The organism is Actinomycetota bacterium (assembly GCA_004297305.1).
GTDB lineage: Bacteria > Actinomycetota > Actinomycetes > S36-B12 > FW305-bin1 > FW305-bin1.
The window spans coordinates 57,662-82,196 of the sequence record SCTR01000009.1 but is presented as its reverse complement, the minus strand read 5'-3'; the positions used below and the strand labels follow the sequence as shown (position 1 = coordinate 82,196).

At 68.8% G+C, this 24,535-nt stretch carries 22 protein-coding genes; 8 read left to right on the top strand and 14 right to left on the bottom strand.

Annotation, left to right across the window (positions count from 1 at the left end):
- Positions 1–125: 125 nt before the first annotated feature.
- The 4 genes from EPO13_08850 to EPO13_08835 all read right to left on the bottom strand — a co-directional run bounded on the left by EPO13_08850 (position 126) and on the right by EPO13_08835 (position 5,651).
- Entirely contained in the window at positions 126–2,522 is a 2,397-nt protein-coding gene (locus EPO13_08850; protein TAK68878.1) for a heavy metal translocating P-type ATPase, read from the bottom strand.
- Between the two features lie 37 nt (positions 2,523–2,559).
- Complete coding sequence (locus EPO13_08845; GenBank protein ID TAK68877.1) at positions 2,560–3,474, bottom strand: exo-alpha-sialidase; 915 nt, start codon at positions 3,472–3,474, stop codon at positions 2,560–2,562.
- Positions 3,471–4,103 carry a DUF305 domain-containing protein gene (locus tag EPO13_08840; protein TAK68876.1) on the bottom strand — a complete coding sequence of 211 codons (633 nt, stop codon included), beginning with the start codon at positions 4,101–4,103 and terminating at the stop codon, positions 3,471–3,473. The genes EPO13_08845 and EPO13_08840 overlap by 4 nt, the downstream gene beginning before the upstream one ends.
- Positions 4,104–4,172: 69 nt before the next feature.
- Complete coding sequence (locus tag EPO13_08835) at positions 4,173–5,651, bottom strand: multicopper oxidase family protein (protein ID TAK68875.1); 1,479 nt, start codon at positions 5,649–5,651, stop codon at positions 4,173–4,175.
- Between the two features lie 220 nt (positions 5,652–5,871).
- Here EPO13_08835 and EPO13_08830 point away from each other — a divergent pair, with 220 nt between their 5' ends.
- From EPO13_08830 to EPO13_08820, 3 genes are read left to right on the top strand one after another with little or no spacing between them, the layout of a single operon-like run.
- The gene (locus EPO13_08830) at positions 5,872–6,138 is read left to right on the top strand and encodes an SHOCT domain-containing protein (GenBank protein ID TAK68874.1); all 267 of its coding nucleotides are present in this window, start codon (positions 5,872–5,874) and stop codon (positions 6,136–6,138) included.
- Positions 6,139–6,186: 48 nt separating this feature from the next.
- Positions 6,187–6,903, top strand: coding sequence for a response regulator transcription factor (locus EPO13_08825; protein TAK68873.1), 717 nt, complete (start codon positions 6,187–6,189; stop codon positions 6,901–6,903).
- 32 nt (positions 6,904–6,935) lie between these two features.
- Positions 6,936–8,027, top strand: a complete 1,092-nt coding sequence (locus EPO13_08820; GenBank protein ID TAK69045.1) for a HAMP domain-containing histidine kinase — start codon at positions 6,936–6,938, stop codon at positions 8,025–8,027.
- A 33-nt stretch (positions 8,028–8,060) separates the two neighbouring features.
- On the opposite strand, the gene EPO13_08815 is transcribed toward EPO13_08820, so the two are convergent.
- The 3 genes from EPO13_08815 to EPO13_08805 form a co-directional block, all read right to left on the bottom strand.
- A complete protein-coding gene (locus EPO13_08815) occupies positions 8,061–9,404 on the bottom strand; it encodes a site-specific integrase (protein TAK68872.1) in 1,344 nt (447 codons plus the stop codon).
- Between the two features lie 430 nt (positions 9,405–9,834).
- Positions 9,835–11,100 carry a cation transporter gene (locus tag EPO13_08810; GenBank protein ID TAK68871.1) on the bottom strand — a complete coding sequence of 422 codons (1,266 nt, stop codon included), beginning with the start codon at positions 11,098–11,100 and terminating at the stop codon, positions 9,835–9,837.
- Positions 11,097–11,447, bottom strand: coding sequence for an ArsR family transcriptional regulator (locus tag EPO13_08805; GenBank protein TAK68870.1), 351 nt, complete (start codon positions 11,445–11,447; stop codon positions 11,097–11,099). Before EPO13_08805 ends, EPO13_08810 begins: the two co-directional genes overlap by 4 nt.
- A gap of 292 nt (positions 11,448–11,739) precedes the next feature.
- Here EPO13_08805 and EPO13_08800 point away from each other — a divergent pair, with 292 nt between their 5' ends.
- Positions 11,740–12,441, top strand: coding sequence for a hypothetical protein (locus tag EPO13_08800; protein TAK68869.1), 702 nt, complete (start codon positions 11,740–11,742; stop codon positions 12,439–12,441).
- Positions 12,442–12,473: 32 nt separating this feature from the next.
- Here the strand turns inward: EPO13_08800 and EPO13_08795 are convergent, their stop codons facing one another.
- A complete protein-coding gene (locus EPO13_08795; GenBank protein ID TAK69044.1) occupies positions 12,474–12,674 on the bottom strand; it encodes a site-specific integrase in 201 nt (66 codons plus the stop codon).
- 599 nt (positions 12,675–13,273) lie between these two features.
- On the opposite strand from EPO13_08795, the gene EPO13_08790 reads away from it, so the two are divergent.
- Positions 13,274–14,533: a Fic family protein gene (locus EPO13_08790; GenBank protein ID TAK68868.1), complete on the top strand. Its 1,260-nt coding sequence runs from the start codon at positions 13,274–13,276 to the stop codon at positions 14,531–14,533.
- Between the two features lie 647 nt (positions 14,534–15,180).
- On the opposite strand, the gene EPO13_08785 is transcribed toward EPO13_08790, so the two are convergent.
- On the bottom strand, positions 15,181–15,558 hold the full coding sequence (locus EPO13_08785; GenBank protein TAK68867.1) for a hypothetical protein: 378 nt from the start codon (positions 15,556–15,558) through the stop codon (positions 15,181–15,183).
- 280 nt (positions 15,559–15,838) lie between these two features.
- Here EPO13_08785 and EPO13_08780 point away from each other — a divergent pair, with 280 nt between their 5' ends.
- Together EPO13_08780 and EPO13_08775 are read left to right on the top strand one after the other, a co-directional pair.
- Positions 15,839–16,405, top strand: a complete 567-nt coding sequence (locus EPO13_08780) for a DUF1990 domain-containing protein (protein ID TAK69043.1) — start codon at positions 15,839–15,841, stop codon at positions 16,403–16,405.
- A gap of 169 nt (positions 16,406–16,574) precedes the next feature.
- Complete coding sequence (locus EPO13_08775; protein ID TAK68866.1) at positions 16,575–18,296, top strand: hypothetical protein; 1,722 nt, start codon at positions 16,575–16,577, stop codon at positions 18,294–18,296.
- Positions 18,297–18,362: 66 nt separating this feature from the next.
- Here the strand turns inward: EPO13_08775 and EPO13_08770 are convergent, their stop codons facing one another.
- From EPO13_08770 to EPO13_08760, 3 genes are all read right to left on the bottom strand, one after another.
- Positions 18,363–19,889 (bottom strand): MFS transporter, encoded by a 1,527-nt coding sequence (locus tag EPO13_08770; GenBank protein TAK69042.1) that lies wholly within the window; start codon positions 19,887–19,889, stop codon positions 18,363–18,365.
- 156 nt (positions 19,890–20,045) lie between these two features.
- Positions 20,046–20,450, bottom strand: a complete 405-nt coding sequence (locus tag EPO13_08765) for an SHOCT domain-containing protein (protein ID TAK68865.1) — start codon at positions 20,448–20,450, stop codon at positions 20,046–20,048.
- A gap of 167 nt (positions 20,451–20,617) precedes the next feature.
- Entirely contained in the window at positions 20,618–21,847 is a 1,230-nt protein-coding gene (locus EPO13_08760) for an MOSC domain-containing protein (protein ID TAK68864.1), read from the bottom strand.
- Between the two features lie 74 nt (positions 21,848–21,921).
- On the opposite strand from EPO13_08760, the gene EPO13_08755 reads away from it, so the two are divergent.
- Entirely contained in the window at positions 21,922–22,935 is a 1,014-nt protein-coding gene (locus tag EPO13_08755; protein TAK68863.1) for a DNA topoisomerase IB, read from the top strand.
- 34 nt (positions 22,936–22,969) lie between these two features.
- On the opposite strand, the gene EPO13_08750 is transcribed toward EPO13_08755, so the two are convergent.
- Positions 22,970–23,263 carry a hypothetical protein gene (locus EPO13_08750; GenBank protein ID TAK69041.1) on the bottom strand — a complete coding sequence of 98 codons (294 nt, stop codon included), beginning with the start codon at positions 23,261–23,263 and terminating at the stop codon, positions 22,970–22,972.
- Between the two features lie 80 nt (positions 23,264–23,343).
- The gene (locus EPO13_08745) at positions 23,344–24,345 is read right to left on the bottom strand and encodes a TIGR03557 family F420-dependent LLM class oxidoreductase (protein TAK68862.1); all 1,002 of its coding nucleotides are present in this window, start codon (positions 24,343–24,345) and stop codon (positions 23,344–23,346) included.
- Positions 24,346–24,535 lie beyond the last annotated feature (190 nt).

The following is a 24,535-nucleotide window of genomic DNA, read 5'->3' as shown; positions in this document are numbered from 1 at the left end:
CATCCGCGCATCGCGGGTGGGGTCGGCAATGGCGCAGCAACTCGTGATCCGGACCCGGCCGGTGATCCCGCCGACGACGAGCAGGACCAGGAAGGCTGCGGCGGCTCCGCCGAGCAGATAGGCAATCAAGGGGTGCTCCGTTCACGGGGGCCCGTCGTTGGGGTGGTTGACGCCGGGTGCGGCGCGGGCAGGGGCAGCCGTTTGAGAAGGACCGCGTTGGTGGCGACCAGCAACGATGACCCGGACATGGTGAGTGCGGCGATCTCAGGTCGCAGGACCAGCCCGAAAGCGGGTTCGAAGATGCCGGCCGCGATGGGGAGCGCGACCGCGTTGTAGCCGACGGCCCAGCCGAGGTTCTGGCGCATCTTCCGACGGGTGCCCCGCCCGATCTGCAGCGCGATCGGGACGTCGAGCGGGTCCGAGCGCATGAGGACGACGTCGGCGGTCTCGATGGCCACGTCGGTGCCGGCCCCGATCGCGATGCCAAGGTCGGCTTGGGCGAGGGCCGGTGCATCGTTGACGCCGTCGCCGACCATCGCGACCTTCTTGCCCTGAGCCTGGAGTTCGGCGACCTTTGCGGCCTTGTCTCCGGGGAGGACTTCGGCGATGACGGTGTCGATGCCAAGGATCTCGCCGATCCGGTCGGCGGTGGCCCGATTGTCACCGGTGAGCATGACCACGGCGATTCCCGCGTCGTGCAGGGCCCTCACCGCAGCCTTCGCGGACTCACGCGGTGCGTCTGCAAGCGCGATAACGCCCACAGCAAGGCCGTCGACGGCGACCATGACCGCCGTACGGCCCTCAGCGGACATCGACTCTCGCGCCACGTTCATCGAGCCTAGGTCGACGGACTTGTCGTCCATCAGCTTGCGGGTCCCGACGAGCACGTGACGCTGGTCGACCGTCGCTGCGGCGCCGTGACCGGGCACGCTGCGGAAGTCACTGACAGGATGGCGCTTCGCGCCAACGGTTTCGGCGTGGCTCACGATCGCCCTCGCGAGGGGGTGCTCGCTGTCCCGCTCGACGGCCGCCGCCAGTGCGAGCATCTCCAGCTCGTCCATGCCTTCAGTGACGACGTCGGTGACCTGTGGCTGACCCTTGGTCAGGGTCCCGGTCTTGTCCATCACGACGGTGTCAATACCGGCGGAGGCTTCCAGGGCTGTCGCGTTCTTGAACAGGACACCGCGTTGGGCCCCCAGACCGGACCCGACCATGATCGCGGTCGGAGTGGCGAGACCGAGAGCGTCGGGGCAGGTGATGACCACCACGGTAATCGCGAACAGCATCGCTTCCTGGATCGAGGCACCCGCCGCGGTCCACGCCGCGAACGTCAGCGTTCCGCCGATCAGGGCGACCAGCACTAGCCAGAACGCTGCACGGTCGGCCAGTCGCTGGCCGGGAGCCTTGGAGTTCTGCGCTTCCTGGACCAGTGCGACGATCTGCGCCAAGGCGGTGTCCGCGCCGACCTTGGTTGCTCGCACTCGTAGCGTCCCGGTGGTGTTGACCGACGCACCGATGACCGCTGAGCCGGTCGTCTTGGTCACGGGCAGGCTCTCCCCGGTGACCATGGACTCATCCACCTCGGAGTCACCTGACTCCACGACCCCGTCGACCGGGATCTTCGAACCCGGACGGATCAGCAGCACGTCGCCGACGGTGACCTCAGCGGTGTCGATCTCCACCGGTTCACCGCCGCGCAGGACGACCGCCTTGGCGGGTGCGAGCTCGAGCAGGGTGCGGATGGCGTCGTTGGCTCCGCCGCGGGCGCGCATCTCGAACCAGTGGCCGAGAAGGACGAATGCGGTCAGCACGCTGGCGGCCTCGTAGAACACCTCCCCGCCGCCGGTGAGGGTGACGATGACGCTGTAGCCCCAGCCGGTTCCGATGGCCACCGCGACCAGCACCATCATGTCCAGGGTGCGGGCGCGCAGGGCGCGGAAGGCGCCGTCGAAGAAGATCCAGCCCGAGTAGAAGATCACCGGCAGGCTCAGTAGCAGCGAGAAGACGTCGTCGCGCAGCCCGAACGGCGCCGAGGCAGCGAATCCGAGGACGTCGCGGCCGATCGGGGACCACAGCAGAATCGGTATCGACAGCACGGCCGCGACCAGGAACCGCCGACGCATGTCGGCGACCATCGCGGCCATCGACGTCCCGCCGTGGTGGCCGCCGTGTCCCATCGCATCTTGCGCAGTCATCGCCATCGGCGCTGGGTGTCCTGTGTGGACGTCGTGCCCCGGATGTGCCTCATGTGCTGCATGCTGGGGTTCGGTCATCGGGTCGCACATGTGGGCGGGGACGGACTGGCCGGCGCAGTGGTAGCCGCAGTCACGTACCCAGGCAGCCAGCTCCACCACCGAGGTGATGGTCGGGTCGTAGGTGACGGTGGCGTTCTGGGCGACCGGGTTGACGTCGACCGCGATCACGCCGGGACGCCGCGACAGCACCGTCTCCGCGACCGCTTGCTGGGAGGCCCACTGCACCCCGGAAACCTCTAGGACGGCGGTCTGCCTCACGGTGCCCATCGCTCGTGCTTCCTTCTCGTTGCGGATGGAGGCGATATCAGTGCTCGGCAATCCCGGTGATGCGCGGGCTGAAGGTCATCCCGCCGTCGGTGGACTCCACGATCATGTCACCGGCGAGCACGACGATCCTGTCGGCATCGGCGGCGAGCGCTGTCGGTTGCCCCTGCACGTTGCCGGTCACGTGCCAGGTCGAGCCCCCGTCGGTCGAGGTGTGCACGACACCATCGGACATCACCCCGTACAACGCCTTCGGCGTCCATGCCAGCAGCGTCAACAGTGGGGCGCCGGTGATGGGCGCGAACGTGGCCCCGCCGTCGGTGCTCACCACCGGTCCTTGTTCTGTGGTGCCGACGACCTGATCCGGGTCGGCTGGGTCGAGGGCGAGGTCGAACAGCGGCGGGGTCCCCAGGTCGGTCCAGGTGCGGCCTGCGTCTGTCGAGCGCAGCAGCCGCCCGTCGTGGGCGGACAGCCCGAGGACGACGGCACGGGCGGCGCGTAGCCGGTGGAAGTCCACCTGCGCCTCCAGCGACACGCCGGCCCAGGTGGTGCCGCCGTCGGTGGACTGGCGCAGCCCCAGGTCGGCGGGCAGGTCTTGGCCTTCGCCGGGATGGCCGGAGGCGAGCATGTGCTGCTGGGACAGCGCGAAGCCCATCACGTCGAACGGTGGATTGCTCAGCAGCTGTGCGGGTTGGCCGGGGGACTGCTGCCACAGGCCTTCGTGGGTCCCTAGCAGCAGCCGTTCGCCGTCCACGGTGAGGTTGTGGATATGCCCCCACTCGGACCCGGCGGCCGCAGGCCCGGTCCCGGGGGAGGAGGCCTGACCGCCCTGGATGTCGGTTGCGGCGGGTGACGTCGTTGGTGCGGAGCCGCACCCGGACACGACGAACAAACTCGCCAAGACCATGACGGCCACAGCCACGCCGCGGCGGCCGCGGATGCTGATCCGGTTCATCGGGTGAGCAGCCGCTGCATGGTGTCGATCTCGGCCTGCTGGCCCTTCACGACGGCGTTGGCCAGGGCCGTGACCTGCGGGTCATCGGTCGTGGCGAGGACGTCTTCAGCCATGGCCACGGCACCCCGGTGGTGGGCGATCATCATCTGCAGCCACATGGCGTCGAAGTCGGCGCCACGTGCCTCGGCCAGCTTCACCATGTCCTCGTCGGACATCATCCCGGCCATGCCCACCCCGCCCATGTCCATCCCCGAGTGATCCATTCCGGGCATCCCGGAGTCGTCGGATCCAGGCATCGCCGGGGGTGCTCCCCAGTCCTGCAGCCACTGGGTCATGTGCTCGACCTCAGGGTCCTGGGCCGCCTTGATCTGGGTGGCGAGCTGCACGACCTCGGTGGATGAGCCGTACTCCAGCGCGAGATCGGCCATCTCTACGGCCTGCCGGTGGTGCGGGATCATCAGCTGGGCGAAGGCGACGTCACCCGCCGCGGCGCTCGTTGACGTGGTCGCGGAGGAGCTGGACCCTTCCGTCCCCGAGGTCGTGCTCGCGTCTGTGGCGGAGCCGCAGGCCGTCAGCGCGGCGGTGAGGGCGAGGCCGGTGGCGGCCAGGGCGAGGGGTCGTGCGCGCATCGCGTCGTTCTCCTTGCGGGGGTCGCCGGCGACCTGGTGTCCCCGGCGGTGTGGGTGGGTGGGATCGGGTCAGGTGACGTAGTCGAGGCGGGTCATCATCCCGGCCTCGGCGTGGTAGGCGTTGTGGCAGTGGACCATCCACTGTCCGGGGTTATCGGCGGCAAGGTCGACGTCGACGGCGCCCATCACGGGAACTAGCACGGTGTCCTTGCGCGGGCCGGCACCGCCGGCCGGGCCGAGCTGGAAGGTGTGCCCGTGCAAGTGAACCGGGTGCGGCATCATCGAGTGGTTGCGGATCCGCAGCCGGCCGGCCTGGCCGTGCTTGATGGTGAGCGGGACGGTGTCGTCGTAGGTGCGTCCGTTGATCGTCCAGACGTAGGGCCCCATCGAGCCTGACAGCAGCAGGTCCTGCACGGTGTCGGGGTCCCTTGCCGGCAGGGCGCTGCCGGGCGCGGCGCGCAACGCGTCGACGGTCAGCGGGTAGCCGTCGAGCTCGGTCGGCCGGTAGCCATCCTCAGGGGCAGGTCCGGCGCCGGTGCGGACCAGCGCGCGCGCCAGACCCGACTTGCCGACCGGCTCGGCCACCAGCGGGAACACCCCGTCGGTGAGGGTGATGATCGCGTCGTAGCGCTCGCCCATCCCGACGCGGACCGCGGAGGTGGTCACGGGCTGCACCGGGTAGCCGTCGGTGTGGGTGACGGTGAGGTCGTGCCCGCCCATGGCGACTGTGAAGATGGTGTCCGCGCCGGCGTTGATGATCCGCAGCCGGATCCGCTGCCGGGGCTTGGCGGTGAGCACGTCGGGGTCGTTGGGGGCCCGACCGTTGATCAAGTACAGCCGGTAGCTGACATCTCCGCCGTCCATCCCACCCATGCCCGTGCCGTTCATGCCACCCGTGCCCATGTGGCCCATTCCTGAGGATCCGCCGGCCTTGAGGTCGGCGTAGATCTGTTCGGGGCTGGGGCCGACGCCGTCGGTCCAGTCGTCCAGCACGACGACCCATTCCGCGTCATAGGCGCCGGGCTCGGTGGGGTCGTCGACGATGAACGGCGCGTACAGGCCGCGGTCGAGCTGCATCCCGTGGTGAGGGTGGAACCAGTGCGTGCCCGCGTCGGGGACGACGAAGTCGAACGCGAACTCACCACCGGGGGCGACCTCCGGAGTGGTCACCCCCGGGACGCCGTCCATGTCGTTGCGGATCGCCAGACCGTGCCAATGAACGCTGGTCGGCTCCGGCAGGTCATTGGTGAACGCCACCCGCACCCGGTCGCCTGCGCTGGCCCGGAACGCCACCCCAGGCAGGGCGTCGCCGTATCCCCAGGTCGTGACCGACCGACCACCGAGATCGACCTCCACCGGTCGGGCCCGCAGCGCGAACGAGCGGACCCGGCCCGTGGTCGCACGTGCGGACTCCGCCGCGGCCACCGCACCCGGTCCGACCGGGCTCGGCCCCGGACGCAGACCACAGGCCGACAGCCCCGCTGCTGCGCCGACGCCGAGCATCCCAGCCAGGAACTGGCGGCGGGACACATGCGGGACAGGCTGCACGGCCCCTCCTCAGCGTCTAGCGCCCGTCACGGCGGGCGCGTCTCTGGCGCCACCCCTACTGTCGACGACGCGCCCGGTGAGTTCGCCGGAACTTCGATGAAGGTTCGATGAAGCCGGTCCCATGACGGCAAGCCTTCATCGAACCTTCATCACCAGCCCCTGCCGATCGATACGGCTAGGCGCCACCCTGAAGAACAGCGACAGACGCAGGAGGCGCGCCATGATGGGTTGGTACGACAACGGCTGGGGTTGGGGTGCCGGCGTCGGGATGCTGATGATGATCCTGGTCTGGGGCGGGCTGATCTCCCTGGTTGTATGGGCGGTCGCCCGGCTGACCCGTGGGGAGTCGCGCCCACCAGCAGCCGAGTCCCCGCGGCAGATCCTGGACCGCCGGTTCGCCAGTGGCGAGATCGACGCCGAGCAGTATGCGGAGGCTCGACACATCCTGGACGGCCGCAGCGCGACGACCCCGACTCAGCACAGCTGACCCGGGCTACCGTCGTCCTCCAGGACGAGAACCAGCCGGAGGACGCACATGCCTGACCCGCTACGGGTGCTCGTCGTCGACGACGAGCAGGCGCTGGCCACTGTGATCGCCAGCTACCTGGAGCGCGAGGGCTTCGCCGTCGACCTCGCCCACGACGGGCCCACCGCCGTCGCCGCCGCACTGGAGCATCGGCCCGACCTCGTCGTCCTGGACGTGATGCTGCCAGGGCTCGACGGCATCGAGGTGTGCCGCCAGGTCCGTGGGTTCAGCGACGCCTACATCATCATGCTCACCGCCCGCGACGAGGAGGTCGACAAAGTCGTCGGCCTGTCGGTCGGTGCCGACGACTACCTGGTCAAACCGTTCTCGCCCCGCGAACTGATCGCACGCGTACGCGCCATGCTGCGACGTCCCCGTACCGTTGCCGGTGCCGCCGGCGGCGCCGAACCGAAACCCGAATCCGAGCCGCTCGCAGTTGGCAGCCTGCTGGTCGACACCGTCGCCCACCGGGCGAGCCTCGACGGAGCACCCATGGATCTGACCCGCACTGAGTTCGACCTGCTCGCCACGATGGCGACCCACCCCCGCGCGGCCTTCACCCGGCGCCAACTCATCGACGCCGTGTGGGGGCCGGAGTGGTACGGCGACGAGCACGTCGTCGACGTCCACATCGGACACCTGCGCCGCAAGCTCGCAGACAACGCCATCAATCCCACCTACATCCGCACCATCCGCGGTGTGGGCTACGGCATGGCCTCGCAGTGACGCGCCGACCCAGCAGTCTGGCCGCACGGCTGATGATTGCGCAGTTGCTCGTCATCGGAACCGGGGCGCTCACCCTGATCGTCGCCGCCGTTCTGGTTGCCCCCACCCTGTTCTCCGAGCACCTCACCCAAACGGGCGAGGACTCGCCCCAGGTAAGACAGCACGCCGAAGAGGCATTCGCGTCTTCGTTCGCGATCTCGCTGGGGTTGGCCATGGTCGCCGCGCTCACCACCGCTGGCCTGGTGTCCTTGTTCCTGGTCCGCCGCGTCGCCGACCCCGTCGTCGAGCTCGCCGACGCCGCCGACGCCGTGGCTGCCGGCAACTACGCCGTGGCCGTGCCGACCGGCGGCTTCGGCAGCGAGCTCTCTCGCCTTTCCGACGCGTTCGACCACATGGCAAACCGGCTCGCCGCTACCGATGCCACCCGCACCAGCATGCTCGCGGACCTCGCCCACGAGGTGCGGACCCCGCTGGCCACCCTCGAGGCCTACATCGACGGCATGGAAGACCACGTCGTCCCCCCCGATGCACCCTCCTATGCGGTGATGCGCGACCAGGTCGCGCGCCTCCGCCGACTCGCCGGTGACCTCAAAGAGGCTGCAGCGGCCGAGGAGCACGCCCTCGGGCTGGTCCTCACGCCGACGGACCCCGCCAGAATCGTCGCCGACGCGGTCGCTGCCGCACGACCTGGCTACCAGAACAAAGGCGTGGACCTCGAGCTCGAGCTGCCCGCCTCCTGCCCGCTCGTCGCCGCCGACGCCGAACGGATTCATCAGATCCTGGCCAATCTCCTCGACAACGCGCTCCGACACACTCCAGGAGGCGGCGTGGTGACCGTCTCGATCCACGACGGCCGGGACGAGGCCGTGACCATCGCGATCACCGACAACGGTGACGGAATCGAACCCGACCAACTCGACGACATCTTCAAGCGGTTCTACCGCGCCGACCCGGCTCGGGCCGTCCACAACGGCGGCGGTAGCGGACTCGGGCTCACCATCGCCCGCGCCATCGCTGAGGACCACCGAGGTTCCCTCACCGTCGCGAGTCGAGGAGCCGGTACCGGCAGCCGCTTCACACTCACCCTCCCGACATGCGAACCGACACGGCGACCGGGCAACTAGGGCGATGAATTCCGCGCTCGATGGGTCATAAACCTAGACCCAGGACCCGTCAGCGCTGATGGCCGCTCCGACCGCGTCGGCCAGGACCCGGTCGCGTTCAGCTCGGGCGTGCATGTAGACCTGGGCGGCATTGGGAGTGGAGTGCCCCATCCTGGCCATCAGCTCGGCCAGGGTCGCCCCGGACTCTGCGGCCAGCACCTGGGCGCAGTGCCGCAGATCATGGAACCGGATCGGGGGCAGACCCGCCGCCGCCGTCGCGCGCTGCAGCATCATGGTGAGGTTGCTGCGAGCCGGCACCGTCCCGCGTGAGGTCGCGAACACCAACGCCCCCGAGCTGTCCGACGCGAACCGGGCCAGATGCTCGACCAGCGCGTCACGAAGCGGGCCCGGCAGCGCCACGGTCCGCACCGACGCCGTCGACTTCGGGGTGTCCACATCCATGCTGCCGTCATCGTTGCGTCGCACCCGTCGGCGTACCCGCACCACCGGAGGGACGGCGTGCAGGTCCAGGTCCGCCCGGGTCAGCGCGAGCAGCTCGCCCTGACGCAGCCCCGACCACGCCGCCGCAAGAACCAGGGCCCGGTACCGGGGCGGCATCGCCGTCGCGACCTGTCGGACCTGCCCCGGACTGAGCAGCCGCTCGGCCAGGTCCCGCCGTTCGACGCTCGGCCGTGGCGTGCCGGCACCCGCGATCCGACACGGCTGCTCGCCGATCAACCCGTCGGCGTGCGCCGTGGCCATCGCCGCCCGCAGCAGCCGGTAGGCCTGCGCCTGGCGGGTCCGGCCATCCCGTACGCTCGCCGAGCTCGGTGCCCGACCGGCTAATGCGAGCCGGTCCCGCTCGGCAGCGCAGTCGGCGGCAAGGCGACGCCCGAGACTGAAGTGCCACGCTCGAACCGTGTCCGCCGTGAGGGCACCGAGCCGGACCTTGCCGAGGTCGGGCGCGATGCAGCCCCGCAGCAGACCCCGGTACAGGCCCTTGGTGGAGTCCTTCGCCGTCGGGTGCTGCTCGATCCAACGAGCGACATACTCGGCCACCGTGGACGCCGCACCCGCCGAGGTCCTCGGCGCCTTCCACACCCCGCGAACCAGGTCCGCGTGCTGCAGATCCAGCCACACCGCGGCGTCCGTGCGCGTGGTGAACGTCGTCGGCGCCGACACGTACCGACCGTCGGGGGCGACCATCCGGGCCCGGAACCGCCCCGAGGGCAGCTGCTCCACCGCTCCCCACACCCGACGCCTGCGACGCCCACCGTCCGCAGCCTCGGCCTGGTCCGTCGTGTTGGCCACCATCGTGCACACCTCCATGGACAGGGACCACGGCGAACCGCAATCCCACGAGTACTCCACAGAGGTGTGCACGATGGTCGCCAACATCGAGTACCCGCAGGTCAGCCCATGATCAATTGATCCGACACGCAACCTTCCAAGCTGGCCATGCCGGTTCGATCCCGGTCACCCGCTCCATGTCCGACCTGCGCAAACGCGCCGATCGATCTTGGTTACATGATCGTTTCTATCCCCCGCGCACGCTCAAATCCGTTACCCCGCGCGGCGAAGCTGGTCACGCGTGCCCAGCAGTACCGCGCCACGCTCACGCAGGACCTACAAACGTGACCGCGGGCTCCCGCCAATCATGAGGAATCGGTGCAACATCTCCGTCAGGTTGCCCCTGCGATGCATCGGTCTGGCAAGCCGACGAGTCGGGTGGCCCGACGAACTCGACCGCGAGAAGGTCACGAAGCCGCCCCGTCGATGACACCGTTCGACTGGAAGCCGGTTTCATCGAGGTGTTCCCGTTCGGTGCTCAGTGTGCGCCGATTGGGCTGACGTGGATGACCGCGGAGGTCAGCCGCGGCAGGCTCTCCTTCAAGTGCTCCTCGGCGTGGTGGGCGATGTCGTGCGCCTCGGACAGGCTTGCGTCCCCCGGGACGACGACCTCGGACTCCGCGCGAAGCGTGTGCCCGATCCAGCGCAGGTTCAGGGTGCGTACCTCGACGACCCCGTCGACGCTGCCGATCGCTTGCCGCGCGGTGGCCACCATCTGCGGGCTCACCGCGTCCATCAGCCTGGCACCGACCTGCCGCACCGCCGAGCGGAGCACCCCGAGGATGGCCAGGGTGAGGAGCAGACCGACAATCGGGTCCGCCCGCTGCCATCCCAACGCGACACCGGCGGCGCCGATTACGACCGCGAGGGAGGTGAAGCCGTCGGTGCGGGCGTGCAGCCCGTCGGCGACCAGCGCGGCGGAACCGATGCAGCGACCCACCCGGACCCGGTAGCGCGCCACGACCTCGTTGCCCACGAACCCGATCACCCCCGCGATGGCGACGGCCCACAGGTGGCTCACGTCCTGCGGGTGGATCAGGCGACGGATCGCCTCGAACCCGGCGATGATGCTCGAGAGCGCGATCATGGCGACAACGAACAGCCCGGCGAGGTCCTCGGCTCGGCCGTAGCCGTAGGTGTAGGTGTCGTTGGCGGAGCGCCGCGCGAGGGAGAACGCCACCAGGATCGGGATGGCCGTCGCCGCGTCGGCGACGTTGTGCAGCGTGTCACCCAGCAGCGCGATGGACCCGCTGAGCACCACCACGAACGCCTGCAGCGTCGCCGTCAACGCCAGGATGCCCAGGCTGATCCACAGCGCCCGCCGCCCGGCGGCATCCGCCTCCAGCGCCGAGTCGATCTGGTCCGCCGCGTCGTGCGAGTGACCACCGAGGAACTCCGACAGCCAATGCCGCGACCGCCCCCACAACGACGTCGCGTGCTCGTGATCATGGCCCCCGCCGTGGGGATGCCCATGGTCGTGGCCACTACCGCTTCCTCGCGTTGCCGTCGATCCGTGGCCTTGATCCTCGGCGCCGTGCTCGTGAGCGTGGTGAGCGTCACCGTGACCATGATCGTCATCGTGCCCGTGGCCGTGGCCGTGGTCGTCGTCATCGTGCTCGTGAGCCACCCCGACATCAGCGTGAACGTCAGGTCGCGCCTTCACTCCGGGCTCGTGCGCATCACGCTCCGTCGGAGGCTCGGGTTCATGCGCGGTGTTTGGGCTCTCGCCGGAGTGGTCGGTCATGACTGCACCTCCGCGGCGCGATGATGTGATGGAACGTCTTCGATGAGGTGCTCGACATGACCCAGGGTGTCCGTGACGAGGGCTCGCACGTGGTCGTTCTCGACGCGATAGAGCACGACCGTCCCTTGCCTTCGGGTGCTCACTAGTCGTGCCATTCGCATCTTGGCTAGGTGCTGTGAGACCCCCGGCATGGGTCGTTCCAAGGCTGCGGCCAGCTCCGACACCGAGCACTCGTCGTCGAGCAGCAGCTGCGCTATCTGGAGCCGCGTCGGATCCGCCAGCACCCGCAGCACTTCGACTGCGAGGGTGAGGACATCCTCCGACGCTACTTGCGTGCTTGCGCGCATACGCAAACAATAGCCGGGACGGCCCGCGCGTTTCCCTCCGGACGACTCGCTTCACACCGCTGCGCGCCAAACGCGGTCACGAGGGTCCAATTCCACGACAACCGGCCACCGCCCGCATCGCGTCGGCTTCACCGACTACCGGTATCCAGAAGTCGGGTTCCAGGAGCAGGTCAGCGTCGATTCCAGCGCTACCCTCAGGGCAAGGCTTAGCCCCGAGGGGCTTGCTTGCGCAGAGGCGATCCTTCGGGGCTTGCTGACCATTAAAGCCCCCACCCCAGGCGGAGTCAACCGAGTGAGCGACCGGCCCCTCTCGGGCGTCCCCGACGACGCAGTCGAGGCATGGCTCTCAGCGCCCCGCCTGGCGACGTACGTGGACGCGGCCGGCGACAGGGACCGCGGGCTGGCCCTGTATGAGTGGAACAGCTCGATGGCGACAGCGCTCATGCGGGACCTCGGCTACCTCGAGGTCGGGCTACGCAACGCCTACGACCGAGTCCTGCTCACAGCAGACAGCCCGGACTGGGCCGAGGATCCAGAGTCCACGATCTTCACCAGCGCCCGCGCACCAGACCGGTCAGCGAATCTCGACAAGCTGGAGGCCGAAGAGTCCGAGTTGCGCGACCTCCTTCAATCGGCGCGAGATCACGTCGGCGGGGCTGGACGCGGCAAGATCGTCGCGGAGCTGATGTTCGGCTTCTGGTCCAAGCTGACCTCGCGCCGACTCACCGCCTCCCTGTGGACGCCCTACCTCCACGCCGCCTTCCCAGCGGGTACGACCCGCCCGCAGGTTCACGGGACGGTGATCGCACTGAACAACCTGCGCAACCGCGTCGCCCACCACGAGCCACTGTTCACGCCGAATGTCCACCTAGCCCATCGCCTGGACCAGCTCGAGAACCTTCTGCAGGCGCTCAACCCGTCGATGGCAGAGTGGATCATCCACACCTCGCACTGCCGACCCCACCTGGCCCTCGCACCGGTTCGCATCAGCTAGTCGTACCGGCAACGCCCAGCGTTACAGAAGGTTCAGCATTCGAGCCGCGGGCCGACCTGCATGGCGCGGCCAAGCGCCTCGGCCAGCACTGCTCCTCGTTCTGCACGGGCGTGCATGTAAATCTGTGCCGCGTTCGGGGTGGCGTGCCCCATCCGCGCCATCAGCTCAGCGAGCGTCGCCCCGCTCTCAGCGGCCAGAACCTGCGCGCAGTGCCGAAGGTCGTGAAACCTGATGTCCTCTACCCGGCGACCTTCGTGGCCCGGTGCAGCATTTCCGTGAGGTTGCTTCGTGCGGGCACGGTCTGATGGGCCGTCGCGAACACGAGCGCGTCAGGATCATCGCCCACGTACTCATCGAGGTGGTCGGCCAGGACGTCCCGCAGCGGTGCAGGCAACACGACCGTCCGACAGGACGCAGCCGTCCTGGGCGTGTCGACGTCGACCCCGCCCCTGTCCGTGCGCCGGACCCGGCGGCGCACCCGCAACACCGGGGGCTCGCCTCCAGGTCCAAGTCCGCGCGCGTCAGGGCGAGCAGTTCGTCCTGACGCAGTCCCGACCATGCCGCCGCCAAAACCAGAACCCGGTAGCGAGGTGGCATGGCATTGGCGACGGCCTCGATCTGGGCTGGTGTCAGCAGCCGCTGCGCAAGATCCCGGCGTTCCACACTCGACCGGGGAGTACCACCGCCAGCCACCCGGCAAGGCTGCTCGGCGATCAGCCCGTTGAGCGACGATCGCGAGTGCCGGTAGAGCTCGGATCGCTGAGGCAGCGATTTGCCCGAACTGCTCCATTTATTCTAGGTTCGCTGTTAACCTTGAATAAGGAGGTTGGCTGTGGGATGTTACGAGGCGCGGTTGTGGGAGGGCGATCCGGCAGGCGCGACGCGTGCCGAGCGCCGACCGTGCCGCTACGAGTCCTACGTCCCTTCGCCCTTGATCGGTGCGACGTTCGATGTCCCTGCCTCGCTCGCGGCGGATCTGGTCGACGTCGAGCAGGCAGTGCGTCACCTGAACGACCAGCACCCGGGGCTCGCCAACCTCGAGCCGTTGGCGCGGTTCCTGCTGCGCGCCGAAGCGGTGGCCAGCTCCAACATCGAGGGCCTAGTGCTCAACGTCCGCCTGCTTGCACGCAGCGAGGCAGCCGAGCGCGAGGGTCTCCCGATCAACGACGAGACGGCCAAGGCGGTCCTGGGCAACATCCACGCACTCGACGAAGCACTCGCCCGTGCCGCAGACCCACGCCGACCCGTCACCATCGACGACCTCACCGCGATTCACAAAGCCCTGCTGATCAGCACGCGCGACCAGCGGTGGGCCGGAGTCGTGCGCACCGAGCAGAACTGGATCGGCGGCGCGAACCCCTGCGCCGCAGCCTTCGTTCCCCCACCCGAGCAGGACGTGCCCGAACTGCTGGACGACCTCGCGCGCTACCTCTCCGACGATGACCATCCCGCGCTCCTCCAAGCAGCGCTGGCCCACGCTCAGTTCGAGACGATCCACCCGTTCGCCGACGGCAACGGTCGCACCGGGCGAGCGCTGATCCAACTCGTGCTGCGACGGCGCGGTGTCGCAGCACGCGTGGTACCCCCGGTGTCACTGGTGCTCGCCACCGAGGCGGGCCGCTACGTCTCCGCCCTGGACGCGACCCGGGGCGAGGGCGACACCACGGCGGCGCAGCTCGCGTGGGTCGAACTGTTCCTCTCGGCGACAGGGCGCGCGTGCCGTGACGCCAGCCGCTTCGCCGACGATCTCGTCGCACTCGAGGCCGGCGCCCGAACCAGGCTCGGCGCGGTACGCCGCAACTCCGCCACCGACCTTCTGGTCACCGCCCTGCCCAGCCTGCCGGTGTTCTCCGTGACCACGGCCGCGGCCCACATCGGCCGCACCTTCCAGGCGACGAGCGACGCCGTCGCCCGACTCGTGGAGGCCGACGTCGTCCGCCAGGTGACACTCGGCCGACGCAACCGAGCCTTCGAGGCCATCGGGCTCTTCGAGGCGTTCACGGGCTTCGAGCGCGCACTCGCCAGCCCCGAAGCCGACACCACCGTTGCGCCCCCGGCGCGCCCCGTGCCCGCGCGACCCAAGAAGCCCTGAGGCGCGAGGGACGTCAGCGGACTCGAACACCCCCGCCGATGTCCGTGTCGTGCCCGATCCCGTGCCGATGCATGCGCCACGAGGCGATATCCGCGGACACCGGCCGACACCACTAGGCCTCTGACTTGGAGCGACGCGTTCTGACGGCAACGCATGGAGGGCTTCAGGGCCACTTCCAAGACGGCCATGCCGGCTCGATACCGGTCACCCGCTCCAAAGGTCGGCAGGTCGGGGGAACGGTCGACCTCCTCGGACGGCTTTCGCGACAAGCCCGTCGTTGTCCGGTTCGCCACGGCCGACTCTCGGAGGCGCACGTTGGAGTCCGGCCCACTCGGTCCAACGATCATTGGAGTCTCCGTCGGCTACTCCAACGAATCGGCGTCAACTGTTGGAAGTCCATCTCGCGGATCCAACTGCCCTCCACGCACCGACGTTCGGTCGGGCGACGCGCAGCGCGGATGACGTCCGGGCGGGTGATCGGTGGGCGTTCTGGTCCTTCGACCCCGCGCGACCTCGTCCTCGACGCCGAGACGCGAGGGCGACTTGAGCCGCTTCAGGTCTTCGGCGGCTTCCCGAACACGCGTCCGGCCCGGCGATACCGACTAGCCAGGTGCATAGAACAGGTGAGCACCGCCACCGGGAATCGGTCAGTCACTGGCTGCAGCGTCGTAGAGAAGGCGGCGTACGGCCAGGCGCGACAGCAGCAGAGCGACCACCAACGCGGTGACGGAGACGAAGTTCCCCAGGCTCACGGCGTCGCCGAAGACCAGATCCACCAGCTCGAGTACGACGATCTTGCTGCCCGCCGCCACAGTCCACAGCAGCGCTGCGGCTGCCCATCGTCCTGATCGCGTCGGTGCCGCCCGGAACCGGGTGAGAATTCTGCTCTTGAGGACGATCACGACCTCAAGAGCGACTTTGAGCAGCACGGCGGTCGGCAACGAGAGCGTGAAGGTCTCGCTGAGCACCGACGGAACGAACTGGATAGCAAGGTTCAGTACGACGACGTAGACGACGACGTCCACAACGTCCGCCGGACGTTGGCGGCTCCACGTCCTGGCCCGGTGCCCGTGATCATTGGAGCATTCTGGCCAACGACGGCGACGCGCCCGTCAACTCCGCGGGACGGTGCCGGAACCGAGTTCTGCTGAAACGTCGGCCTGAGGACGCGTCGCCGTGCCAGCCCTACGTCACAGCGCCAGGCGCCTCCTTGCCTCCGTCGGGCAGGATCAGTCCGTGGCCGGACTGCGCGGGGTCCCCTTGGCTGAGCGAACCCTGTCGTACGGCTTCGTGGGTGCCACGCAGATCGAGTCGAGCAGGTGGCAGCCACCAGCACACGTCGGGAGCTACGAACGATCGGTGGCGATCGGGAGTGGCGACGCCACCTGGTCGGCGGCATGCACCGACGTACTGAGCTGGAAGGTGAAGTCGCGCAGCGGGTTCCGCGTCGAGTCGACGGACGTCGGCCTCGATAGCGCCGAGGTCGGGGGCACCGGGTTCGACAGCGTCGAGTTTGGGGGCGCCGAGTTCGACGGCGCGGGTTTCGACAGTGGGGGCCAGGCACGCCAGGGCGATCGGCACTGGCTGACAGCGAGCGCCTGGCTGTGGCAGGTCCACGAGCCGATCGAGGTGGTGGCGGTCATCCGTACCGACGATCGGTGCGGCTTGGCCTACGGGACGCTGGACGGGCATCCGGTCTCCGGCGAGGAGGCCTTCATCGTGTCGAGGAACCGGGCTGGGACCGTGACCTTGACGATCCGTTCGCTGACCACGCCCGGAGGCGGTCGATGGCGGGCTGCCTGGCCGGCGGTACGACTGGCCCAGCACTACTACCGCAGGCGATATCTCCGATCCCTGACGCTGCACGACTGAGGCATGGATCGACAAGCCCGCCGTCGTCGTACGCGCCCGTCATGGTGTCGGCCTCGGCTGAACGGTTGAGGCCGCCGGGCGCGCCGCAGTCCACGATGAGGCCGCCGCAGTCCACGATGAGGCCGGTATCCGCCGTACCGGTCCAGGGGCACACAGATCAGGTGATGTGATGGTTGTCGCCGAATCCGCAGCAGGCGAGCCGCCGACGAGTTCACCGACGACGGCTACGCCGCCGGCGCCGGCGCCACGCCACGGGAGCCGGCGAGATCGGTTGCCGCACTATGGCTGGCTGGGCACGCTGGTCGGCTGGCTGTTCGCCGCGTCGTCCCTGACGCCGTCGCTGCTCCCCCGGTCTCCGCTGCTGCAAGGAGTTGTCACCGGTGTCGTGGCCGCCTTCGGCTACGGCGTCGGCGAAACCCTGCGCTGGCTGATCCGGCGTATCAGTCCCTGGCGGCCGACCCCGGCTGCCCGGCATCAGGCCTGGCGGATCCTCCTGATCGTGCTGGCCGTCGGCAGCGTCGTCATGCTGCTGCTGGGCCGGCGCTGGCAGGTCGAGCTTCACGAACTGATGGAGATGTCCCCGCCAGCCGGCTACGACCCTGTCCTGCTCGCCGTGGTCGCGGTGCTGGTCTTCGTGGGCCTGGTGGCGCTGGGCCGGGTCCTGCGGCGGTTGACCGGCTGGGTCATCCGGCACACGGTCGGACGGCTCCCGCTGTGGCTGGCCCGCACCGTCGCCGTCGCCGCGGTGATCCTGCTGGTCCTCGGCGTCGTCAGTGGTGTGATCCTCCGCGGCTTCATCGCGGTCTCCAACGCGGCGTTCAGCGTGAAGGACACCACGACCGACTCCGGCACGGTGCAACCGACGACGCCACTGCGGTCCGGAAGCAGCCAGTCCCTCATTGCCTGGGACACCTTGGGACGGCAGGGCCGCAACTTCGTCGCCGGCGGACCGAAACCCGCCCAGATCACCGGCGTCACCAGCCGGCCGGGGGCCGCCGAGCCCATCCGGGTGTACGTCGGATTGCAGTCGGCAGCAACGGTGTCCGAACGCGTCGACCTGGCCGTCGCGGACCTGCGTCGGGCCGGCGCATTCGAGCGGGCGACGCTGATCGTCGCCACGACGACGGGGACGGGATGGGTCGATCCGGCATCGGTCGACGCGGCCGAGTACGTGATGGGCGGCGATACGGCGACCGTCGCCATGCAGTACTCGTACCTGCCGAGTTGGATTTCCTTCCTCGTCGACAAGTCCAAGGCGCAGGAGGCCGGCGTCGCGCTCTTCGAGGGCGTCTACCGCGCCTGGTCTCAGTTGCCCGCCGATCACCGGCCCAAACTGTATGTGAGCGGGGAGAGTTTGGGTTCGTTCGGCGGCCAGGAGGCGTTCGGCACCCTCCAGGACCTCCGGACCCGGACATCGGGGGCCGTGCTGGCCGGCACACCCAACTTCACCGAGTTGTGGAAGTCGCTCGTCGACGGCCGCGACGCCGGCTCCCCGGAGATACTGCCGGTGTACCAGCAAGGCCGCGGCGTACGGTGGGCCGCCAGCCCGGACGATCTCGCCGCGCCGCCGACACCGTGGGACAGCCCCCGGATCGCCTACCTGCAACACGCCTCAGACCCGATCGTGTGGTGGTCCGGCGATCTGCTGCTCCACCAACCTGACTGGCTACGCGAAGCTCCGGGCTCCGACGTCCTCCCGGCGATGCGATGGCTGCCCTGGGTCACCTTCTGGCAGGTGACCGCCGACATGGTCCACTCCACCGGGGTACCGGACGGTCACGGGCACGTCTACCAGAAGGAGTACGTCGACGCGTGGGTGGCGGTCCTGCAGCCGGCGAACTGGACACCCGCGCAGACCGCGCAGGTCAGGTCGGCGATCGGCTCGGACTGACTGGCCGGCATCGAGTCCCGGCAGGTCGCGAACGCCGCAGCGCCCGCGACGGACGCCACCGTGTGGTCAACCGAGGGCGATGCCCTCGACACCATTCGACGGACGGGGATCGGGTAGTCGCCGCATCCGGAACGACACGAACAAACCACCGACACTGGCCAGGATCGGGACGAGCAACGCAACCTGCAGGGCTCGGTGTCGCGCGTCGGTATTGATCCGGATCACTTCGGCCTGGACGTCCGCGGGCTGACCGGACAGCTGGGCGGCCAGCGCAGTGTTGCTCATGATCTCCGCGTCCTCGTTCAGCGCCGTCGCGACCTGTTGCTGTTGCGCGGGATCCAGTACGGCGCTGTCGGCGGCCAGGCGCGTGAAACTGAACGACAGGGTGGCCAGCATGATCGCGCCGGCGAACGCCAGGCCGAACGAGAGCCCGAAGGACCCGGCCGCGGAGTTCACCCCGGCGGCTTCGCTGACGCGCTCCTCGGTGATCGGCGACAGCGTGTAGTTGTTCAGCTGTGACACCAACAAGCCGAGCCCGCAGCCGGCGACGACCAGCGGGATCGCCAGATACCAGCCACTGCTGGCGCGCGGCACGATCGGCAGCAGCACGACCAGCCCGACCAGGAGCAGGACGAAACCGGCCTGGATGACCACCGCTGGACGCCGTTTGCCGGCCCGCCGCCCGGCCACGAGTGCTGCGCCGAACATGCTCAGCGACAACGGGGCAAGGGATAGTCCCGCTTGCATGGCGTTGTATTCCAGCACCATCTGCAGGTAGATCGGCAACGCGATCATCGTGCCGCCGAGAGCGATCTGCTGCAGCGTCTGCCCGCTGATCCCGAAGCGGAACAGGTGGGACCGGAACAGATCCGGATCCAGCAGCGTCGGCCGGCCGCGCCGTTTGCGATGCACCAGCCAGGCGACGAGGCATCCCATCGCCGCCGCACCGAGCACCAGGAGGGCAAGGACGAATTCGCCGCCTTCCTGCCAGACCAGGATGCCCAACACCAGGCCGCCCATGCCGACGACCGACAGCACGGCTCCCAGCGGGTCCACCTGCCGCGGTCCGGTGTAGGGGACCTCGCGGACCAGCCCGATCCCGGAGAGGACCACGACGATCACGACGACCTCGAGGCCGAACGCCACTCGCCACGACAGGTACGTCGTGATAAAGCCACCCAGCAGCGGGCCCACCGCGGCCGCGATCGCGGCCGCGGCACCCACCAAGGCGTACACCCGCTTCTGCGCGACACCGGAGAAGTTGCCGTGGATCAGCGACTGCATCGCCGGCAGCAGCAAGGAGGCGCCCAAGCCGCCGACAACGGCCCAGAAGATCACGATCGCGGTGATGCTCTGAGCGACAGTCATGGCCAATGCGCCGACGGCGTAGCCCAGCAGACCCAGAACGTAGGCACGTTTCCGGCCGATCAGGTCGCCGACCTTGCTGCCGATCAGGATGAACGCCGCTGACACCAGCGCTTCCAAGGCGATCGCCGACTGGACGGAGCTCACGGTGGTGTCCAGGTCGCGAACCACGGCGGAGATGGACACGTTCATCAGCGAGGTGTCCACCACCAGCACGAACATCGCCATGGCCAGCAGCAAGGCCAGCCGGAAGTTCAACGGCGTTTCGCCGGCAGCTGACGGCGCCTGATCATCCACCCGCCGCCTCCGCGCTGTGCCCTGTCTCCATCACCACGACGCGTGCCGACTTACCACGACCAGCGCCGGCGACACGGATACGCCGTGCTAGCCGTTGAGCGTCTTGGCCTTTGCCGCCTGGAACTCCGCGTCGGTGATGACACCGGAGTTCTTCAGGTCGGCCAGCCGGGCGAGTTCGGCAGCGGTACTCGTCCCGCTCCCGGTCACGCTCTGGATGTACTCCCGTTGTGCGGTGTCCTGGGCCTTGGCGGCCTGCACGGCGTGCTCCTGCATCTTGTGCCCTCGGGCGATGAGGTAGACGAAAACCCCCAGGTAGGGCAGGACGATGACGAAGATGCACCAGATGGCCTTCGCCCAGCCACCCAGATCCTCGCTGCGGAAGATGTCGCTGAACACCACGATCAGCAACCAGATCCAGATGAAGAAGAGGAAGAACCACACCATCGACCAAAAGACCTGTCCGGTGCCGAACTCAGCAATCAAACCCGCCATGTGGTCCTCCCGAACGCAGGTATCCAACGGATACGCCGATGCGACGAGCCGGTCACCGCAGCGACCAGGCGATGCAGCCTAGCCGCAATCGCCGGTCATCGGGGAGCATGATCGACAAGAATCTCGTCGGCTCCTGACGGCGACGCCGGCCGGCCGCCGGGCCACACTCACTGGACCTCCCCGGCTGCCCGCTGCTGCAGCTCGCGGGCCTCACGCTGGCGCCGGTGGCTGCTGCTCTCGTACCGGGCGGCTCGTTCCTCGACCTCCTGCGGGCTGCCGGCCCGGAACTCCAGAGCGTCGCCGACCGACAGCGCGCCTTCCTGGGCGACGTCGGCGTAGACGCCGAGGCAGGCGCCCCGGCCGAAGCCGGGAATGTCCTGGGTGTTGTGCCGGGCCAACGTGCGCAGCGTGGTGCGGTCGAGCGGCACGTCCGGCGCGTGCTCGAGCGTGGACATCACGCAGCGGGGGGTCACCATGACCACCTCCGCTCGCAACCCGCCCGGAGCCTGCAGCGACCCGCCCACCCAGGCCTCCTCGCTGGCGCCGGCAGCTGGAGTCTCGACGACGAACGAGGGACGGTAGCGCCGGGCATCGAAGTTCGCCCCCGGCGCCAACTCCTGGAAATGGCGGACGCTGGACATCGAGACGATGTGCAGCGGCGTCAGATCGACGAAACGGCTCGAGCGGCGGGTCAGCACGACTGTGCTGACGTAGTCGCCGTCGGAGTTCTGCACGGCGTTCGCGTACGGGCCGCTCTTCTCCACGCCGGACGTCTCGTCCCAGGTGAACTCGGCGGTGAGCTTCTCCGGGACGGTGTCGATGAGCTGCACCCGCCGTCCGAGGAAGCCGGACATCAGGTCGTCCAGGTCGTCCCCCTGCCTGCCGACCCTGCCGTCCGGGAACCGCACATGGACCGGCGGCAAGGGTGCGCCGGGCACCGGCTCGTCCGGGTAGTACGCGGTGCACAGCAGCATGCGGCCGTACTTGCGGGGGTTCTTGGCATTGCAGGGGCTGCCGGACTCGACATCCACGAAGGCGAACAATCGATCGCCGCAGAGACCCGTGGCCTCGACATGAACACGGTCGATGGCCGTGCCACCGACAGACTTTACGGGGTACCGGTACAACGACGTGACGACGGCAGCAGCCATGACGTTCTCCATGACGAGACGACAGGACGATCGAACGCGCGACGAACAGCACCTGCAGCGTCGATCGGTCGTACGCCGGTCAGCAGGCCGGCCTTCCTCGACGGGCGGGTCGAGCAGCGCGAAGTCGAGGGAACACCGGCACTGTAGTGAGCAGAGCCGGGCCGGCGCAAACAGCGACGGGCGGGTCGGAACCGTCCGGAGAAGATCACCGCCATCAGGGGCGGCAGTCGTCGAGGTGCCGGTCATCGATTCGTGGCGTACTTTCGGCCGAAACCAACCGGTCAGTCCGAGAGGGCAACGATGGTCCCAGCACGAGGCCGATGAGACTGCGGCGATCGTCGCCGGCCGAGCCGGGCTGGCGCCGTCGGCGACGGGGCCGCGGGTTCGAGTACCTCGACGCCCACGGCAGTCGTATCGCAGACCCCGCAAGCCTCCAGCGCATCGCCGACCTGGTGATCCCGCCGGCCTGGACCGACGTCTGGATCAGCCCGGCCGTCAACGGGCACATCCAAGCTGTCGGTACCGACGCCGCCGGTCGGCGTCAGTACCTCTACCACGCGCAGTGGCGGACCCAGCGTGACGCGGCCAAGCATGACCGGGTGCTCGACCTGGCTGCCCGGCTACCGAGGGCGCGGGTCCACACCGCCAATGCATTGAAGGGCGACGACGTCACCAAGTCGAGAGCCCTCGCTGCGGCCTTTCGCATGCTTGACCTGGGATCGTTCCGGATCGGGTCGGAGTCCTACGCGGATCAGCACGACACCTACGGCCTGGCCACGATCCGGCGCGAACACGTCGTCGTCCGCGGCCACAGCATCACGTTCCACTACGTGGCCAAGGGCGCCAAGGACCGCGAACAACGAGTCGTCGACTCGGCACTGGCCAAGGTTCTCGCCGAGTTGATCCACCGCGACGACGACGACCCGGAGTTGCTGGCCTGGAACGACGGCAACGCCTGGCACGACATCCACAGTGCCGATGTCAACCAGCACGTCCACGAAATGATGCGCGGCGACTTCACCGCCAAGGACTTCCGGACCTGGAACGCGACGGTGCTCATGGCGCAGCTGCTCGCCTTCGAGGGCAGTGTCACCGGCACGACCGCGCGCAAGCGAGCGGTCGTGGCCGCGTACCGCGGGGTGGCCGACTACCTCGGGAACACCGTCACGGTCGCGCGGAGCTCCTACGTCGATCCCCGGGTGGTGGAACTCTTCGACGACGGCGTCGTCCTCCCGCGGCAGTCCCTGCCGCGGGCCCGGCGCAACCTTCCGGTGCACGGCAAGGTCGAGCGGGCGGTGCTGCGCATGCTCCGATCGCCGCAGCGGTCATCGTGAGCCGGTCGCGAGCTGCCGGCCGATCTCCTGCCGGCTATCCCTTCGGCTTGCTACCGCGGCCCTTGCCACTGGCCTTCTTGCCCTTCGACGAATCCTTCGGCCGGCCCAGTTCGCGCCAGGACCGTTCCGAGACGTCCACGCCGTACTTCTTCGCGGCCCGCTTGATCCGGCGCCAGGCCGCGTCCCGCTGCCGGTCGCTGACGTCGGTGACCTGGTTGAACCGGGAGATCGCATTCCGGACGTGCTTGGCGTCGTAGATCGGCTCCTTGCGTTGCCTGGGAAACGCGAACTGCTTCGCACGCAACTTGTTGCGCACCTGAGCTCGCAACCCGCCGCCACGACTCTTGCCCGAACCTTTCTTGTCCGAACTCTTCTTGTCTGCGGCCTTGGCCACCGCTGCACCTCCTGTCAGTCCGAACCCGGCTGCGCCGAGGACGCGGCAGCGTGCGCTGCGAGTCGGCGCAGCTCCGGGATCACTTCGTCGCGGTACATCGCGAAGAACTCGTCCTGATACGGCCCGATGTTGTTCAGGTACAACTCGTCGTAGCCCGACTGCACGAACGGCGTCAGAACCTCGACGTGACGCCCGGCGTCGGGACCGCACGCCTTCATCGCGCGCACCGCGTCCTCGGTCACCAACTCGCTGACCTGCTCGAAATGCGTTGGCAACGGGAGCTCCTGGGAGGCCTGGCCGGGGACCAGTTCGTTGCGCCACCGGCCATGAGCGAGGGAGACCGCTTCGGCCTCGGTGGGTGCCCAACACACCTTCGTGCTCAGCTGCGCGGGCTTGGTACCGCCGCCAGCGCGTCGGAAGGCGCCGACGAGGTCGAGGTCGGGTTTGGTCGAGACGAAACCGTCGCCGATACGCCCGGCCAGCGTTGCCGACTCGGGCCCGAAGCCGGACACGTAGACCGGCACCGGGGTGTCCGGCAACGAGTAGAGGCGCGCGTTGTCCACTCGGAAGTAGCGGCCACGGTAGGTGGTCATGCCGCCGTCCCACAGCTCGCGCATCAGCCCGACGGCCTCCTCGAGCATGTCCAATCGCTGCGACACCGGCGGCCACGGTTCGCCCAGGATGTGCTCGTTGAGGGCTTCGCCAGAGCCGATGCCGAACCGGAATCCCCCGGGCACCAACAGCGCCGCCGTCGCCGCCGCCTGCGCCAGGATCGCCGGGTGGACTCTGCCGATCGGGCAGGTCACGGCCGTCGTGATCGGCAACTGAACGCGCATGGCGAGCGCCCCGACGACCGACCAGACGAACGAACTCTGCCCCTGACTGTCCAGCCAGGGATGGAAGTGATCGGAGATGCACAGCGCGTCCAGTCCGGCACGTTCGGCGCCGAGCGCCTGGGAAATCAACTGGTGCGGCTCGAACTCCTCACTGGACAGGAAGTACCCGAATTTCACGATAACCTCCGAACCAGGGCGACGCGGTTGCGGACGAGTGCAGGGCCGTACGCCTTCGTGGCATCAGCCGATCTGAGCCGTCGTCGGAGCCGATCCCGACCTGCTCAGTTGCCGATCCACACCATCCCTACCCCGTCACCGACGCCCGCGCCACCGGGAGGCGCAGGCGTTCCACCCTGCCCGCGCGCGGTCG

Bases quoted from the DNA above. Each gene is read 5' to 3' on its own strand.
- EPO13_08765 (TAK68865.1), bottom strand. From the start codon at position 20,450: ATGGCGGGTTTGATTGCTGAGTTCGGCACCGGACAGGTCTTTTGGTCG.
- EPO13_08840 (TAK68876.1), bottom strand. From the start codon at position 4,103: ATGCGCGCACGACCCCTCGCCCTGGCCGCCACCGGCCTCGCCCTCACC.
- EPO13_08760 (TAK68864.1), bottom strand. From the start codon at position 21,847: ATGACCGGCACCTCGACGACTGCCGCCCCTGATGGCGGTGATCTTCTC.
- EPO13_08775 (TAK68866.1), top strand. From the start codon at position 16,575: ATGGTTGTCGCCGAATCCGCAGCAGGCGAGCCGCCGACGAGTTCACCG.
- EPO13_08830 (TAK68874.1), top strand. From the start codon at position 5,872: ATGATGGGTTGGTACGACAACGGCTGGGGTTGGGGTGCCGGCGTCGGG.
- EPO13_08850 (TAK68878.1), bottom strand. From the start codon at position 2,522: ATGGGCACCGTGAGGCAGACCGCCGTCCTAGAGGTTTCCGGGGTGCAG.
- EPO13_08755 (TAK68863.1), top strand. From the start codon at position 21,922: ATGAGACTGCGGCGATCGTCGCCGGCCGAGCCGGGCTGGCGCCGTCGG.
- EPO13_08805 (TAK68870.1), bottom strand. From the start codon at position 11,447: ATGCGCGCAAGCACGCAAGTAGCGTCGGAGGATGTCCTCACCCTCGCA.
- EPO13_08820 (TAK69045.1), top strand. From the start codon at position 6,936: ATGATTGCGCAGTTGCTCGTCATCGGAACCGGGGCGCTCACCCTGATC.
- EPO13_08770 (TAK69042.1), bottom strand. From the start codon at position 19,889: ATGGCGATGTTCGTGCTGGTGGTGGACACCTCGCTGATGAACGTGTCC.
- EPO13_08815 (TAK68872.1), bottom strand. From the start codon at position 9,404: ATGTTGGCGACCATCGTGCACACCTCTGTGGAGTACTCGTGGGATTGC.
- EPO13_08845 (TAK68877.1), bottom strand. From the start codon at position 3,474: ATGAACCGGATCAGCATCCGCGGCCGCCGCGGCGTGGCTGTGGCCGTC.
- EPO13_08825 (TAK68873.1), top strand. From the start codon at position 6,187: ATGCCTGACCCGCTACGGGTGCTCGTCGTCGACGACGAGCAGGCGCTG.
- EPO13_08810 (TAK68871.1), bottom strand. From the start codon at position 11,100: ATGACCGACCACTCCGGCGAGAGCCCAAACACCGCGCATGAACCCGAG.